The 14,661-nt window shown below is 67.8% G+C and carries 15 protein-coding genes; 7 read left to right on the top strand and 8 right to left on the bottom strand.

Annotated features, from left to right (window positions below; genetic code table 11):
- Positions 1-23 precede the first annotated feature (23 nt).
- Positions 24-2,987, bottom strand: a complete 2,964-nt coding sequence (locus tag Sri02f_RS00435) for a DEAD/DEAH box helicase (protein WP_108999070.1) — start codon at positions 2,985-2,987, stop codon at positions 24-26.
- Positions 2,984-3,868: a hypothetical protein gene (locus Sri02f_RS00430; protein WP_245970226.1), complete on the bottom strand. Its 885-nt coding sequence runs from the start codon at positions 3,866-3,868 to the stop codon at positions 2,984-2,986. The genes Sri02f_RS00435 and Sri02f_RS00430 overlap by 4 nt, the downstream gene beginning before the upstream one ends.
- A 184-nt stretch (positions 3,869-4,052) precedes the next feature.
- Here Sri02f_RS00430 and Sri02f_RS00425 point away from each other — a divergent pair, with 184 nt between their 5' ends.
- Positions 4,053-4,496, top strand: coding sequence for a hypothetical protein (locus tag Sri02f_RS00425; protein WP_245970224.1), 444 nt, complete (start codon positions 4,053-4,055; stop codon positions 4,494-4,496).
- Here Sri02f_RS00425 and Sri02f_RS43975 read toward each other — a convergent pair.
- The 4 genes from Sri02f_RS43975 to Sri02f_RS00400 all read right to left on the bottom strand — a co-directional run bounded on the left by Sri02f_RS43975 (position 4,398) and on the right by Sri02f_RS00400 (position 7,309).
- Positions 4,398-5,060 (bottom strand): endonuclease VII domain-containing protein, encoded by a 663-nt coding sequence (locus Sri02f_RS43975; RefSeq protein ID WP_108999255.1) that lies wholly within the window; start codon positions 5,058-5,060, stop codon positions 4,398-4,400. The genes Sri02f_RS00425 and Sri02f_RS43975 overlap by 99 nt on opposite strands.
- A gap of 956 nt (positions 5,061-6,016) precedes the next feature.
- Positions 6,017-6,406, bottom strand: coding sequence for a GntR family transcriptional regulator (locus Sri02f_RS00410; RefSeq protein ID WP_108999067.1), 390 nt, complete (start codon positions 6,404-6,406; stop codon positions 6,017-6,019).
- Between the two features lies 1 nt (position 6,407).
- Complete coding sequence (locus tag Sri02f_RS00405) at positions 6,408-6,893, bottom strand: hypothetical protein (protein WP_108999066.1); 486 nt, start codon at positions 6,891-6,893, stop codon at positions 6,408-6,410.
- The gene (locus Sri02f_RS00400; protein ID WP_159106626.1) at positions 6,890-7,309 is read right to left on the bottom strand and encodes a DUF1648 domain-containing protein; all 420 of its coding nucleotides are present in this window, start codon (positions 7,307-7,309) and stop codon (positions 6,890-6,892) included. The genes Sri02f_RS00405 and Sri02f_RS00400 overlap by 4 nt, the downstream gene beginning before the upstream one ends.
- Positions 7,310-7,622: 313 nt before the next feature.
- Between Sri02f_RS00400 and Sri02f_RS00395 the strand changes: the two genes are divergently transcribed.
- From Sri02f_RS00395 to Sri02f_RS00385, 3 genes are all read left to right on the top strand, one after another.
- On the top strand, positions 7,623-8,276 hold the full coding sequence (locus tag Sri02f_RS00395; protein ID WP_159106625.1) for a sporulation delaying protein family toxin: 654 nt from the start codon (positions 7,623-7,625) through the stop codon (positions 8,274-8,276).
- 117 nt (positions 8,277-8,393) lie between these two features.
- Entirely contained in the window at positions 8,394-8,993 is a 600-nt protein-coding gene (locus tag Sri02f_RS00390; RefSeq protein WP_108999063.1) for an SdpA family antimicrobial peptide system protein, read from the top strand.
- Positions 8,990-9,964 carry a sporulation-delaying protein SdpB family protein gene (locus tag Sri02f_RS00385; protein WP_108999254.1) on the top strand — a complete coding sequence of 325 codons (975 nt, stop codon included), beginning with the start codon at positions 8,990-8,992 and terminating at the stop codon, positions 9,962-9,964. Before Sri02f_RS00390 ends, Sri02f_RS00385 begins: the two co-directional genes overlap by 4 nt.
- Positions 9,965-10,240: 276 nt before the next feature.
- Here Sri02f_RS00385 and Sri02f_RS00380 read toward each other — a convergent pair whose 3' ends face one another.
- A complete protein-coding gene (locus Sri02f_RS00380; RefSeq protein WP_108999062.1) occupies positions 10,241-10,582 on the bottom strand; it encodes a hypothetical protein in 342 nt (113 codons plus the stop codon).
- A gap of 588 nt (positions 10,583-11,170) precedes the next feature.
- On the opposite strand from Sri02f_RS00380, the gene Sri02f_RS00375 reads away from it, so the two are divergent.
- The gene (locus Sri02f_RS00375) at positions 11,171-11,872 is read left to right on the top strand and encodes an RNA polymerase sigma factor (RefSeq protein WP_108999061.1); all 702 of its coding nucleotides are present in this window, start codon (positions 11,171-11,173) and stop codon (positions 11,870-11,872) included.
- 158 nt (positions 11,873-12,030) lie between these two features.
- On the opposite strand, the gene Sri02f_RS00370 is transcribed toward Sri02f_RS00375, so the two are convergent.
- Positions 12,031-12,717, bottom strand: a complete 687-nt coding sequence (locus tag Sri02f_RS00370) for an ATP-binding domain-containing protein (protein ID WP_108999060.1) — start codon at positions 12,715-12,717, stop codon at positions 12,031-12,033.
- A gap of 19 nt (positions 12,718-12,736) precedes the next feature.
- On the opposite strand from Sri02f_RS00370, the gene Sri02f_RS00365 reads away from it, so the two are divergent.
- Entirely contained in the window at positions 12,737-13,456 is a 720-nt protein-coding gene (locus Sri02f_RS00365) for a hypothetical protein (RefSeq protein WP_108999059.1), read from the top strand.
- A gap of 41 nt (positions 13,457-13,497) precedes the next feature.
- Positions 13,498-14,565, top strand: a complete 1,068-nt coding sequence (locus Sri02f_RS00360; RefSeq protein ID WP_108999058.1) for a DUF6615 family protein — start codon at positions 13,498-13,500, stop codon at positions 14,563-14,565.
- Positions 14,566-14,661 lie beyond the last annotated feature (96 nt).

Genomic DNA, 14,661 nt, shown 5'->3' with positions numbered 1-14,661 from the left:
CCGTCGAGGGCATCAGGCTGTGGTCAGAGCCGGCCGGCCGCCCGGAACTCGATGTCCACGACGGTGGAGGCGATTTCGTCCTTGCGCCACTGCTCGGGGGAGTTGTGGTTCACCAGGCCACCCGTGTAGGCCATGCGCAGCAGTTCTGCCTTGGTGTGCTTGCGCATCAGCTCGTTCATCCGCTGCGCCCGCGCCCGGCCCCGTGCCGCCTGAGCCTCGCCCTCCGTCACGGTGTCGCCCTGGCCGTGGTCTTCCAGCGCCTGTGCGTCCGACGGCGCGGGCTGGACCGAACCGTCGTCCCCCGATGCCGGGCTGGACGGGGCCGGCACCGCAGCCTTCGCCCAGGGCACACCCAAGGCGGCGAGGGCGGCCTGCTGCTCGCAAGTGAGGTTGTCCCGCCTCGCGCGGGTGTTCGATGTCCATACGCCCAGCTTCACCACGGTCGGTTCCGTCTCACCGTCGACCACGATCTCCTCAGCGTGGCCGCGCGGCGTCGGCCGGTCCGGGCCTTCCCGTTCCACCCACTGCGCGAGGGCCGTAAGTCCGCGCTGGAACGCCTGCTGCGCCTTGCCCGGCTTCGTCGCGCGGGTGGCCGCAGGGGCCGGAGACGGCGCCTGGATGGGCTTCAAGCCCAGCTGGGACAGTCGTTCCTGTTGCTCGGTCGACAGTTGTGCCCAGGTGCTCGCTTCGCGTTGCCGTGCGAGCCATCGTCCGAGGTCGTCGCCTTCGTAGAGGACGCCGGGGGCGATGTGGGGCAGGAGGCCGTCGGGTTCGTCGGCGGCGAGGTCGGCGATGACGCGGTGGTGGCGTTGCCAGTCGAGTGGCCATGGGCAGTCCCAGTCAGGGTCGATCTGAGCGAGCTGCGTGGCGCGGGCCGTCGCGCGCTGCGGGTTCTTGCCGAGGCCGTCCTTGCGGCGGAGGTTGGCCATGTGCTCCCCGACCGGGACCAGTTCACTGTCGGCGTCGCCCCATACGGCGTCGCGTCTGGGGGCGAGGTGGCCGTGGGCGCGGTGGTAGGAGCGCAGGGCGGCGAGTTTGGTCTCCCAGGCTTCGTCGCCGGGTTCCCACACCATCCCGGCTTCGTCGAGCAGCTTCTGGCGGTGGTCGTCGAGTTCACCGGCGCGGTAGGTGCGCCGCTGCTGGTGAACCCACCGCCCGAGGGGGAAGCGTTCGGTGGCTCCGGCCTCGGTCTCGGTGTCGTACGGGACGGCGTACAGGCCGGTGATGTGGTTGTCCTTCCGCCAGTGCAGCAGGGCCTGGTAGCCCTCTAGCCAGACCAGGGACTCTGGCCGGTAGACCCGGGTGCGCAGGAACGCCGCGATCGTGGCGGCGTCCCGGGGAGAGGAGAAGTGCAGCAGCGCGGACTCGGCAGCGGTGCCGGTGTCGCCCTGCTCCTCGCCCGCTTCGCCGCCGGCTCCGACGATCTGCCCGTCCTCGTCCCGTTTCACGTACACGTGCCGCTGCCCGCTGCTCAGGGCTCGGCTGGCGAGCTGTTCGACGAGGCGTTCCGAGTGCGAGCGCAGGCCTTGGAGAACGGCTACGAGGGGGGCGAACGAGGCGGAGGCGACCATGTCGGCGGGGTCTTCGCCGGGCTTCAGGAAGACGGGCACGACGATCCTTGCGGTCTTGGCCGTGCCGTCGAGGTTCGGGCGCAGGGCCCGGCCGATGTTCTGCACGATCTCGACCTGGGAGCCGCGGGTGTCGGCGAAGCAGATCGCCTCCACACCGCGTTCGCCGACGATGTCGACGCCCTCGCCCAGGACCCGCACGCTGGCCAGGAACGCCCGGTGCACGCGCCTGTTGCCGGCGTCGAGGCCGCCTGCGAACTGGCGCAGGACTTCGCGGCGTTCGGCGACGAGGTGGTCGCCGCACAGCCAAGCCGACCACACGCGGTCCGGGGGCACGTGGCGGCCTGCCTCCAGCTCGTAGAACTCGGCGTCGATCGACGACTTCGGCAGGGTCTCCGCGCCGGCCAGGTCCCTGTCGGAGACCTCGGCCTCGTAGAGTCGCGCTGCCGTCTGCGGCATCTTCTGCGCGAACGCGGCGGCCTCCTCGACACGCTGGTGGAACGTCATGACGGTGCGCAGGTTGCGCGCGGCGGCGTGCTCCAGGAGCGCCGCCTGCAGCAGCGCCAGACGCCGGCCCCGCTGCGCCTCCTCCGATTCCGCAAGGACGGGGGAGGGATCGTGGATCTCCAGGACGTCGATTTCGAACCCGGCGAGGATGCCGCGTTCGATCGCCTCGGACAGTCTGAGCTCGTAGATCCACGCGCCGTAGGGGCCGTCCGGGTCGGACGCCATGGTGGCGATCTCCAGCTCCTGGCCGGCCCTGCCTTTCTGCGGCCGTGGGGAGGCGAGGATGCGAGGGGTGGCGGTCAGGTAGAGCCGGAAGGCGGCCGGGATGCGGGTGTTGTCGTGGATCGCCGCCCACGGCCGCCCGAGATCACCGGCGGTTGCATGGGCTTCGTCGACGACGGCGAGGTCGAAGCCGTCGAACGTCTGCCCGTACAGCCGCTCCCCGCCCGCCAGAGCGGCCTCCAGCGGCCCGCGCACCTTCGCCCGGCCCGTGACGTCCTCGGGGTCCTCACGGTCCACGAGGGAGGCGTACGTCGCGAACACGACCACCGGCCCCTGCCCCGCCCACAGTGCCAGCTGGATCGGGTGGGTGGTCGTCCGCACGCCGAACTGCTCCAGGACCTCGTCCTTCTCCAGCGAGCACACCGCGACCATCGGCCCGTGGTGGCCCACGCTGCGCCACGCTTGGGCGGTCTGCACGAGCAGGTCGAGGGTGGGGACCATGACGAGGATCCGCCCGCCACGAAAGCACTCCAGCGCAGCCCATGCGGCCGTGATCGTCTTCCCGGAGCCGGTTGCGGAGACCACCGTCGCCCGAAGCCCCTGGGCGGGCGTGGACGACCGTACGGGGAATCCCGCCCACGCGCGGATCTGCGAGACGGCCTGCGCCTGGTGTTCCCGAAGACTGATCACGACGCATCCCCTGCCCGGCCGGCAGGCTCCGGGCTGTCCTGCGGCTCCGGACTCTGGGACGGCGGCTGCTGGAGCGGGGGAGTCTGCTGCCTACGGCGCCGGCGCAGTTCGCGCTGGGCCTGGGCGCGGGCGCATTCGCGGGTGCAGTACTTGATGCCGCTGGTGCGGTTCTGCCCGTACTCGGCGCGGCCGCGCTGGCGCACGAAGCTGCGCCGGCAGGTCTCGTTCGCGCACTCGCGGATCGTGGCGTCCTCGGCGAGGTGGTTGTACAGCTGCAGGAAGACGACCGAGAGGATGCTGGGGTAGCGGTCCGTCAGGCCGCCGATGCCGATGCTGAACGGCCTGAGCGCGGCGTTCAGTTCATCCACCAGGTCGCTGATCTTCATTCCCAGGACGGTCTCGCGCATATGGTCCAGGTCATGCGGCCACACCTTGCCCCCGTCCGTGTTGTCGGACTGCCACTGCGCCAGCTTTTCCCCTGAGATCTCGGCTTCGACGAGCGCGTCGAGGCCGCCCTCGCGGCGCAGGGCCAGCCAGGTAGTGATGGCCGCCTGGGCTTCCGTTACGTAGAGCGTGGCCAGCTCGCCGTGTAGGCAGAACGGCCCGCGGACTGGGTGTTCGCGCTCGGTGAGTTCCTTGAGTCGCTGGTACTCCTCCTCGTCCCAGCCGCCGGTCGTGATGCTGCCGCCCAGAGACCCGTAGGCGCACATCATGGCGGCCACGGCATCGAGATCCGCGGGGTCAAGCTCCATGAACTCACGCAGGTAGAAGTCCTCCGGCAGCGGAACGGTCTCTCCCTCGGATCGCAAATGGGGCTCCCAGACGATCCACTCGCCGTCAGCCCGCGCCCCGGTCACGGGCCGCAACTCCGGTGCGGGCACGGGTGTTCCCGGCCAAAGCGTGGGACGAAAGCGTGGGTCAACGTATGCCGCCATGAGGGGCATCATAGCTAGCGGATGGGTAGTACGAACAGTGAATGCTTCGTATCACGGGCGTGGCTTTCGGGACTTACTCGAGGGGGAACCGGCAGTGGGGCAGTGGGAGGACCGCAAGGCGGTAGGTGACATGCACGAACGTCGAGTGGCTGCCGCTCTGCGCGCACGCGGCTGGACCGTTCACCCCTGCGGACAGGGCACCTACTCGCCCGCCGTACGCGACGCCCTGCGCCGGACCCGCTCCGCCCTGCGGCACTTCCCCGACCTGATCGCCGCCCGCGGCAGCGACCTGATCACCATCGACGCCAAAGACCGCATGCCCAGCACCGACACCGACCGCTACGCCATCAGCACCGACACCGTGAACGCTGGCCTCCTCTTCACCGCGGCCCACGCACCCACTCCGCTGTACTACGTCTTCGGCGACCTCAAGGTCCTCACCCCGGCCGAAGTCGTCCACTACACCGCCCACGCCTTACGCCACCACAGCGGCGCCTTCCACCTCGTACGCACAGAGCAAGCACACTGCTTCGACGACGTGTTCGGATCGGCTGGCGCAGCAGCTGCGGCATGACCGCCACCGCACCTGCTGCTCGCCAGGACGCTTGTCTGGCCTTGCGCTCAAGGTGGCGAACGTCGCGAGCCCGAACCAGTCCGGGGTCGCCGGCCGCCAGCCGGGAGGACAGTGGCGTTCAGTGGCTGAGGGTGTCCCCCTCGGGATGGTCCGCAGCGGTGAAGAAGGCGTCGATGAGGTAGCTGGATGCGTCACGGGGGCCTGTATGGTCCCTGGCGGCAGGCTTCGGGGTGCCGGCGCGGGCGGGCTGCTGAGGTAAGTGTTGAAGCGAGGGCTGTCGCGGAGGACGTCGGGGAGGCGTTCGTAGGCGGGCAGGCGGGTGGCGTTGCAGGGCAGGCACAGGAGGCCGCGGACGCACCGCCCGCATGAGCCGCCGGGCGGGCAGCAGCGGTGGTCGTGGTCGACGTGCCAGAAGCTGACAGCGTCGGGGCAGTGGTCGATCGGCAGGCCTTCCTGGCACAGGGCGCAGACGTCGCCCTGGAAGCGCAGGATCGCGTTCCTCCGCGGCAGGGTGATCTGGTAGTGGCGGACCTGCCGCTCGGCCCTGTCGCAGCGGACGCACAGCGTCTTGTCCTGAACGCGGGACCCGCGGGTCGGGTGTGTCGTCGTCGCCGCACCCGCCGCAGAGAAAGAGGTGTCGTAGGCGCCGCGGGGCAGTGCTGTCCTGGGGCGTTATTGCATGTGGGGTGACGCTGTCTCAGTTTCGTGAGTTCTGATCCGCTGGCCGGTGGGTGTTGGTGTGCTCGGGGGTGTGGATCAGGGAGAGCAGGACCCGGTCCCGGATGGGGTGGGTGGTGACGCGGGTGGGGCTTTGCCGGCTGTGTCGGTTCGGGCGTTGCGGGGAGTGGCGGTGCGCCGTCTGCTGGCCCTGCGGCGGGAGGGGAAGCTCACCACTGGGCAGGTGAGGTCGGCGGCGGACGTGCTCGGGGTGCGGGAGCGTGCGGTGTGGCGGTGGCTGGCGGCCGCCGAGCGGGACGAGGCTGCGGCCCGGGCACCGGGGGAGCGGGCCGCGTATCCCGGGCGGTTCACGGTTACTGATGAGGTCCGGGCTCTGCTGGGGCTGTGGAAGGGGAACGTCGCGGCGGTGCATCGCGAGCTGACCGCTCGCGCGGCCAGGGGCGAGGGGCGAGTCTCCTCCGTCGATCAGCCGATACACCGAGGGCTCTCGAACCGCAGCGCTGGTTGCGTGCCGCGTCACCCCGTTTGGCAGCGGCAGCAGAGCAGGCCGGCCGGTTCCTGTGTCCTCGCGACTTCGCCCTCCATCTGCTCCGAGACCTCGATGCGGTGCCGCTGGCCTCGGCCTGCACTGGAGCTCCGGCGGACCGAAGGCGCCGTGAACCGTATCAAGAAGATCAAATGACGAGGGACGCGGGCTGACCTGAGGTTTGCTGCACAAACACTTCGGACCAGTGAGAACTACGCTCGGTAGTTCTCACTGGTCCGTGGTGTTTTCCGGTGCACTGTGCCCTGCCCGATCACACTGGCACCGCATGGTTCCCGAGGGCACGACGGGCCGGTTCTCACACGGCGTCGTCCGGTCGACCTGGAGATCCAGAAGGAGGCTCGACATGGTCGGCTACGAGACTCAGGATGTCCCGGCTGCTCATGCCTGATCTCCGCGCGGTCCGGACGAAGTGGAGGCAGGCTTCGATGACCATGGCCTGGTCGGCGGCTTCGGCGGTGACGACCGCTCCGCGTCCAGGTCGGAGATCGATAAGCCGGTCCTCCTTCAAAATCTGGTAACCCCGCAGAACCGTATGCATGTTGACGTCCAGAGTGCGGGCGAGAGCGCGAGCGGAGGGCAAGCGGTCGCCCTTCCCGAGTCTGCCCTCGGCCATGTTGCGGCGTACCGAAGCGGCGATCTGCTCGGCCAGGCCCAAGGGCGAGGAGTGGTCGATGGTGACCAACATGTCAGGGACCTTCGTGTCCGCGAGCGAGCAGGTGGTTGGTGAGCTCGGCGGCTGTATCGGCGTCATCGATGGTGATGACGAACTGGCTGCCGCCTGTGAGGGCGAGCCAGATGGCATCGCCTTCGCGCAGTGAGATGCTGCTGAGTCCCGGGTTCCAGCGGTAGCCCCACCCTCCGATCTCGGCGGGCTTGGTCCATCGAGCCGAGGCGCTCTCGATGCGTTCGAGAGGGAAGCGCCGTCGTAGAAACGGCACAAGCAGCGAGCCGGCTGTGACTCCGCGGGGGGAGACCGTGACTCGGATGGCCCCGACGATGAGAAATGCGGCCGGGAACACCAGAAGCCACAGCATGAACGATCGGTGATGGGGGTCGACACCTGCCAGGACGAACAAGCCGACCGCTGCGACGATGCCCGTGGCGAGCATCCAGCCACTGATCAAGGTGCGGTGCCAGACGGTGACCCGCTGCGGCCCGTGTTCCTGGTTCATGCACGGCTCCGGGAAGCGAACCATGCGGCGGCGGCCACGACTGCACCTACAAGGACGTCCACGGCCCACTGGTACGACGGCAGATGAACATTCCGTCCGCTGGAGTCGCTCACGACCCACAGCGTGGCTATGAGGTCGTAGGCCGTCCCGGCGGCGAGCCCGCAGCAGAATGCCCTCAGCCCCCTGGCGGCCCTGGGGGCCGCCTTGACGGAGAAGACCACACCGAGCGCGCCGATCGCCTGGATGGCGAACAGCAACATGTATTGGCCAAGCGTTGTCCCTGGGCTGCTGTAGCCGTCGGCGCTGCCGCCCAACGTGAAATGAGTGGCGATCCTGTCGGGCAGAGAGCCCTTGAACAGCAAAAATGCCACGCCGGTGATCACTGCCCCACCGGCGAAGGGGACGGTCGCCTCCACCACTAGACGGGTGCGACTCAGGGCAGGGGCACGGTTCTCTAACACAAACGTCAGGTCCTTTCTGTGAAGCGCGTCACCAGGATTGTTCACTTTGAAGTAGAACGATAGTCGCGCACTGACACATCCTTTGCCCCGCCCTTATGACACTCATGCGGGCCCTGATGAGCTTGGCTTGATCTCTACCGGGTGACGTTTTAAGTCGTTGGCCTCCGTTTCGAACGCTTGTAGCGTTCACCCGTCCGTGTCCAGAGATTGCGCTGAGTGACCACTGGACTATCACGTCGTACCACGGGGAGTCACTATGCACAGACGCGTGAGCGTCGCCATCGCCGCTGTCGCCGTCCTCGGACTCGGCGGCGCCGTGGCTCAGGAGGCCGCTGCGTCCGCGGCCACGACCCATGCCACTTCCTCCTTAACCTCGGGACCGCGCACGAAGACGGAGGCGACCAAGGACGGCCGGCTCCTCTTCGAAGGCTTGGCCTTCGCCCAGGGACCGGTGGCGGAGAAGCTCGCCCGATCGGGCAAGTTCGTCGATGTCGCCACCCTTCGGAAGGAGAACAGCACCGCAGAGCAGATGAAGGCCGTGACCGCGGTGCTGGACAGGATCCAGAAGGAGCACTCGGACTTCTTCAGCTCCTTCTCGGCGAAGCTGCGCTCCGGTGACCCGCGCCAGGTGGAAAGCGGTGTGGATCAGGCCGCCGGCATCCTCAAGTCGCTGGCGACCACGAAGTCCAGGACCGGTGACACCGGTACCGGCATCGGCAGGTGCGCCAACGTCGTGGTGGCCGTCAACGTGCTTGTCGCCGTCAACTTGGGTGGCGCGGTAAACGTCTCGGTGGCCGTGAACTTCCAGGCAGCCAAGTGGGTGGTGACCACATCCCACTTCTGGTCTGCCACCGAGAAGGGACAGAGCTCCCTCAGCAGGGATGAGGAGATGGCCCAGCTGACACAGGTTCTGGCGGCTTAACCCAGCCGGGTGGTGGGCCGAACTGCCATTCGCTGTGACAGTCCGGCCCACCGCTCTGCGCCGTTCACCTGCACGCCGGCTCCCGCACCATGTCGATCAGTCGAGGGCACAGCAACCATGCGTCTCATCCTCACCATTCGTCTGCGCTCACGCGGTCCAGCCCACTCCGCCACGGTGCCCCGCGCCTGGGTCGCGACAATCTCCGCGATCTGGGTTGTCGTGAGCCTTTACGTCGCCCAAAGCTTTCTGCCGCACAACGTGATCTCGTTGCCCGGACAGGGCGGCATCGGGAAGGTCGCCACCGTTGCAGCGCCCCAGGGCTGGGCCTTCTTCACCAAGTCAGGGAAGGACCCTCAGTACGCTCCGTACCGCATGACCGACGGTCACTGGCACAGTGCCGCCCTCACGCCGCACTCCAGACCATCGAACGCCTTCGGGTTCGACCGGGCCTCCAGATCGCAGGGCATCGAGATCGCTCTGCTGCTGCACCAGAAGCACCTCAGATGGACATCATGCGACGGGACACAGTCCGTGAGCGCTTGCCTCGCACACGCGTCGGCACCGGTCGCTGCGACGACCAATTCCTCGCCGACCCCCACCCTGTGCGGTCGGGCGGCAGTTGTGGAGATGCAGCCAGTCCCATGGGCATGGCGCCGCCTGTCCTCTGAACGCCACACTCCCACTCGTGTTGCCGTCTGGAGCCTGAAGTGCCCGTGACCCAGCGCCCCGTCCCGCTGCCCTGGACCAACGTGTACGGCTTAGCCCGCACTCTCGTCGCCCTTGGCACCGCCGGAACCCTGGCTGCCTCAAGTGCTGAAACTCTCTTCCGACCGGTAGCGACCATCGGTGACTATCCGCTGTGTACCTCTACCACCGCCGCGAGCGTCTTCTGTCTGGCACCCCACAATTACACTCACCTGGCCTGGATCAAATGGGCGTGTGTGATGGTTCTTCTGGTTGTGGCCTCGGGCTGGCGGCCTCGGTTCACCGCCCTGCCGCACGCGTACATCAACTACAGCGTCTTCTCGGGCATCGCCATTGCCGACGGAGGCGACCAGGTCGCCCTCATTCTCTCAGTGCTGTTCGTACTCCCGGCCATCGGAGACAAGCGCCGCTGGCATTGGGAGCCGCAACAGCAGGCGTCGGGGTCACGTACCGCCCCCCTGCTGGCGCTCCTCGGCACCAGCGCACTCGTCATGGTGCGTCTGCAGATGGTCGTGATCTACTTCCAGGCGGCTGTCGCCAAGCTGCCTCACGCCGAATGGCAGGACGGAACCGCCATGTGGTACTGGGGCAGCAACCTCGACTTCGGACCCGCTCCATGGCTCAACACGCTGATTGCGCCGATCATCGCCACACCATTGGGCGTGGCCCTGATGACCTGGGTTCCTCTGGCGATCGAGCTCTCGCTGGCCATCTGCCTCCTGCTCCCGCAACGTCAGCGATGGTGGGTGATGGGCGCAGGGCTGCTATTCCACTTCTCCATCGCCCTGATCATGGGCCTGTGGAGCTTCGCTCTGGCCATGGCTGGCGGCATCCTGGTTCTGTGCCAGCCCCTCGGCGGGTCCATACACGTTCGACGGGTCACGAACTCCGTCCATGTGGCCGCTTCAGACGCGCCTGACACCGAAGAAGGCTCACAAAACGATCTGGATGGCTCATCGGTCCAGCCGGCTGGCATGGCGTAACCCTCTCGTGAAGACACCTGACGATCGCTGACACGGGCCTGGCGTGCAACACTTGCTCGTACGCCGTTCGGTGTAGAGCAAGCCGTCGAGGTTGTGAGGTCGCACCGTTGTTGCGGTGACTGCATGCAGGTGGCCTGCGGGGCTGCAGATGGATTGCGACGGGTTCTGGACCCTGCTCGGGCCGTTTGACCTGCGATCCTGCAGGTTGGGTGAGAGTGCCGCAGGTGTGGTGAGAACGCCTACTGTGGGGTGCTGGGGGAGTGCGCCGGAAGGTGATCATGGACGCAGCTCGGGGAATGCCTCCTCCCATACGTCCTTGATGGCCCTGCTGATGAGCTTGTGGAGCACTGGCCAAAGCTCAAGCAGGATGTCCCGGTTGAGGAAGCGGCATAGGTCGTCACGCATGCCTTCGGCGAGCACCGTTCTGTACAGGCTCATGCGCTGTCGTGGCAGGCCCAGATCGAGGGTGCGCAGTCCGGACCACGCGATGTGAAGCGGCAGCTCCACCATTCCGTGCTCGGGCCCGGTCAGCTCGTTGAGGGTGGAGGGCAGGCGTTGCTTGTACCTGGCTCGCAGCAACGATGCGATGGCGCTGGGGTCGTCGTGCACGGCGTCCATCTTCCTCTGTGCGCTGGCTCCGGGACGGCAGCAGGCAGATCGGGACTCGTTGGCGGGGAAGGCTACTTCGGGGCGGCGATGAGGGGTGCCCGCAGGGGGTGGGAGTAGGCCCGGACGGCGAGGCGTGCCTGGTGGCGGGCACGGGGCATGACGACGTGGTCGCAGTTCCAGCCGGGACGTCCCAGGTAGCGAGTGGTGGCGCACGTTCAGGTGCCTGTACAGCCGCCCTTCGGGCCGCCTGGCCTCCTGCGCCGTGCCGTTCTCTGTCGCCGTTGTCTGCCGAGTGCGAGCGGCCTTTGGACGGCTGCAGGAGCCAGCCAGGTCAGCGAGGAAGCTCCGGCTTGGTGACCGAGGTGCGGGAGTAGTCATTGAGATTTCTGTTTCGGGTGACGGGGGCCTGCCACCTCCTGTCAGGGCAGCCATCCTGGATGGCGCTTTTGTTCGATGCGTCTCGGGGGTCTCGCAGCAAGGGGCTTTCAGTCCGAAAATGGTCGAAAGGCGTTGTCGTCCAAAAGCTGTCGAGCGCGCACGGGCATGGTGATGGGCCGATCGCCTGATGGTCGGTCCCCACCCTGGAGGGGGAAGAGTGTGGACGAGGACCAGTCGCCGGACTGCTTGGGCTGCTGCGACGAGTTGAGTCGTCAGAAGGTGGTGTTCCCGAAGGACAAGGACCAGGATGGCGACTCTCGTGCGGAGTCGCCGGTCGGCCTCTACACGGACCGTGCGCAGTGGTGTCCGACCTGCTGGAAGTACCGTGAGCCGTTCGACCGGTTCCATCTGCTGTATGGCCAGCGACTGCGAAACTACTCCCGCGGGGTGCTCAACCACCTTCCGTCCGGCCTGCGTCAGACGGCGGCGGACGATGTCACTGCGGAAGCTCTGGAGGCGCTGTGGAAGCAGCGCGAGAAGCTCAAGGTGCCAGAGCGCGCCATGTACCGCATGGCCAAGCGGATGGCCTGGAGGCGTTTCCCGCTCGAACCAAAGGAGACGCCCGCCGAGCCGTCAGAGGCTGAAGAAGCAGCCGAGGATCTGATCGATGAACTGGTCGACCTGCTGATCTTGGAGGAGGAGCTTGCCAAGCTTCCGGAGAAGACACGGCAGTACCTGTACGAGCACAAGGCACTCGGCAAGACGGCTGAGGAAGTGGCGGCTTCCTACGGCGTGCGCAAGAGCACGGTGACCGAGAGCGCCAGGCGTGGCCTGGCCGCGCTCCGGCCAGCCTTCGACTACCTCCGTTACCTCGCGGCCATCGCGGAGTTGGTCCGCTCAATCGTCCACTGGTTGAGCTGAGGTCCCAGCGAGCCGTCCCCCGGCGTGGGCTCGGTCGGCGGCGGGAATCGCCGGTGCGGTCGCAGCCGCACAGCAGGGGGTGAGCGGGATCAAGCATTATTTCCCGGCCTCACCCCCTCGGGGCAGGTGTCGTGGCGGGCCGCGTTGGTGGGGAAGGGCTATTCCAGGGCTGCGATGAGCGGGGCCCACAGAGGGTGGGAGTTGGCCGGGACGACCAGGTGCGCCTGGCGGCGGGCACGAGTCATGACGACGTAGAGCAGCCGTGAGTTGATGGGGAAGGGTTCACTTTCGTAGCCGTACCATTCGCCGTCGGCCAGCAGCAGGATCGTGGTGTCGGCTTCGCGGCCCTTGGTCTGGTGGAGGTTCATGACCTGCACCGGCCGCGGGCGCGGCCGTGTGTCGCCCACCAGCGTCTCGTCGCGGGCGCGGTGGAGTTCCGCGGCCACCGCCGTGATGCTCTGGTCTTGCTTGAGCAGGCGCAGTGCGCGACGGGTGGTGGGAGCAGCCTGAATCCAGGATTCCTGGCCGCGAAAGGTTCCGATGCGTGCGTAAGCGCCGGTGATGATGTCGGCGAGGAGGTCGATGTCGGCGTTGGAGCTGGTCCCTGCTGAGCGTAGATCCTGGGCAAGGGCCCGCAGGGCGCGCTCCAATGCGGGATTGGACTTGTCCAGCATCTGCCGTGCGAGATCGGAGAGTCCGCGGCTGCGCAGGCACGCGGTGACGAACACCGCCAGTGCCCGTCGCACCTGCGCCCCCTTCTCCCCGAGCGCGAACTGGACGAGGGCGAGTTGGGCGGAGAGAGCTTCTGCGTGAGCCTCGGGAAAACCGACCTGCTCGTGGATCACGCCTGCCGTCGACCCTGCCTTGCGGAAACCGGGCGACCTGCTGGCTCAGCGGCGCAAGGAACTGCTCGAGCTCTCGCAGGCCTACCGTCCACGAGCTGCCTCGCTCACGATCGTTCGGGAGAAGGAGCAGGAGGAGCAGGAGCCCGCGGCAGCGCGGGGAGCGGTCGCGCCGGAGCAGCGGCTGCAGGCTCGGGAGGGCTGGCTGGAGACCATCGGGAGCGTGCACGCCCGGGACTCCCTGCTCTATCTGCAGGGCCGCTGCCAGGGGGCCGGGTGGGACAGCCGCGACAAGCGAACAGCACTGGCCCTGGCCGCCGACGTGACAAGCGAAGCGGATCTGCGGGAGCTGGGCGCACAGATCCGAGACGTCCACTTCGGGTTGCACAAGGCCTTTGCCGACGCGGTCACCTTCTCCGCCGACTCCTTCGACGTCCGCCCCTTCCGGGAGGACCCCGGCCGGCTGGGGCCGCTGGCCGGAGTGTGGGTGTACGGGTCGAACCTGCACGGCCGGTACACGGGCCGTTCCCACGGAGTGGGCGACGCCTGCCGGCATGCGAGGTCCCTGGGCCCGGGCCTGGAACGGATCTCCCTCGCGCAACTGCTGGAGCTGGAGGACTTCTGGCAATGGAACGGGCCCAGGTGCTCGTTCTGCAGCGGCTGGTCGGGACAGCGCCTGACCGAAGAGCAATACACGCACTACCTGAGCGCCACGGCAAGACCGCGAACGGCCGCCCCCTGAACGCGCAGTAGCGTCGATGGAAGCCGGGGGAGGAGTTCTTGGTGTCGTTATGTCTGTGCGGTGAGGAAATCGCTGACCGCTTCGTGTTCTGCCCGCACTGCGGCGTGGAGTTGCGCGGGCCGGGGCAGGCGGCCGTCCCCTGCGTCTCCCCGGCGGCGCGTTCGGTGTGCCGGACCCTGCGCGCCTGCGCCACGCGCACCTTCGAGCGGCTGGCGCTTGACCACTTCACCGGCTCCGCGTCCGGGGAGGAGATGTACACACAGCTCAACCTCGGGGATCTGCAGCGCCTGCACAGCGACCGCATCGTCGTGCGCGAGTTCCACCGGCGTCAGGAGGCCCGCAACGGGGCCGACTGGGAGTGGTGGTTCCACACGGCCAACCGGGGATTCGGGATGCGCGTGCAGGCCAAACGCGCCAAACGCGGCGGCGGATACAACCTCGAGCATGTGGTGCGCACCACCGGTGAGCGCCAAAGCGAGTTGCTGGTCCGCGATGCACTGGCCGCCAGCTGCCTGCCCGTCTACGTGCTGTACAACCACCGCAATTGGGTGCCGAGGTCACCGACGGGCCTGGTGGTCGACTGCCGTCACGGCCGCGGCTCGCCGACCCAGCTGGGATGCACCATCGTGTCTGCATTGACTGTGCAAGCCGTCCTTCGGGACCGGCCGATCAGGGCGTCCTATGTCCGGGACCGGAGCGTGCCGTGGCATCGCGTCCTGTGCGATGCGCCGGGTGCCGGGCGGAGCGGCCTTGAAGCAGCTCACGCGACGGTTGCAGATCTCCACCGTCGCGGGAGTGATGACCTGAGGGCTGCGGCTCAGACCGAGGTGGACCGGCTGCGCACGTCAACTCGCCGTGACGTTGCGGCCCGTCCCGGGCCGACGGACAGCACTGGCGGATCAGCGCGGCGTGGGCGATCGAAGCCCAGGGCGGCAGCTTGGGGGCGTGAGCCGCTGGACGACCCGGTCTACCCGGGACTGGATGAGCTCGCCGGGCGTCCGTTGTCCCGGCTGCCCGACCGGGTGAAATTCATGATCCGCGAGCGGGGCTTCGAGCCGCCTGACGCACGCGCGGCCGGAGTGGTGCTGGTGGACCTCACGGACATCTAGCTGTTCAGGACAGCCGCGGCCCGCCGTCGTCGTGTCAGCACAGCCTGCCAGGTGTCTGACGTCATCCGCCTCAACGACACCACTCGCCCGGGTGAC

The organism is Streptomyces rishiriensis, assembly GCF_003112535.1.
GTDB lineage: Bacteria > Actinomycetota > Actinomycetes > Streptomycetales > Streptomycetaceae > Streptomyces > Streptomyces rishiriensis.
The sequence above is the reverse complement of the archived record's forward strand: the minus strand, read 5'-3'. Positions and strand labels throughout refer to the sequence as shown.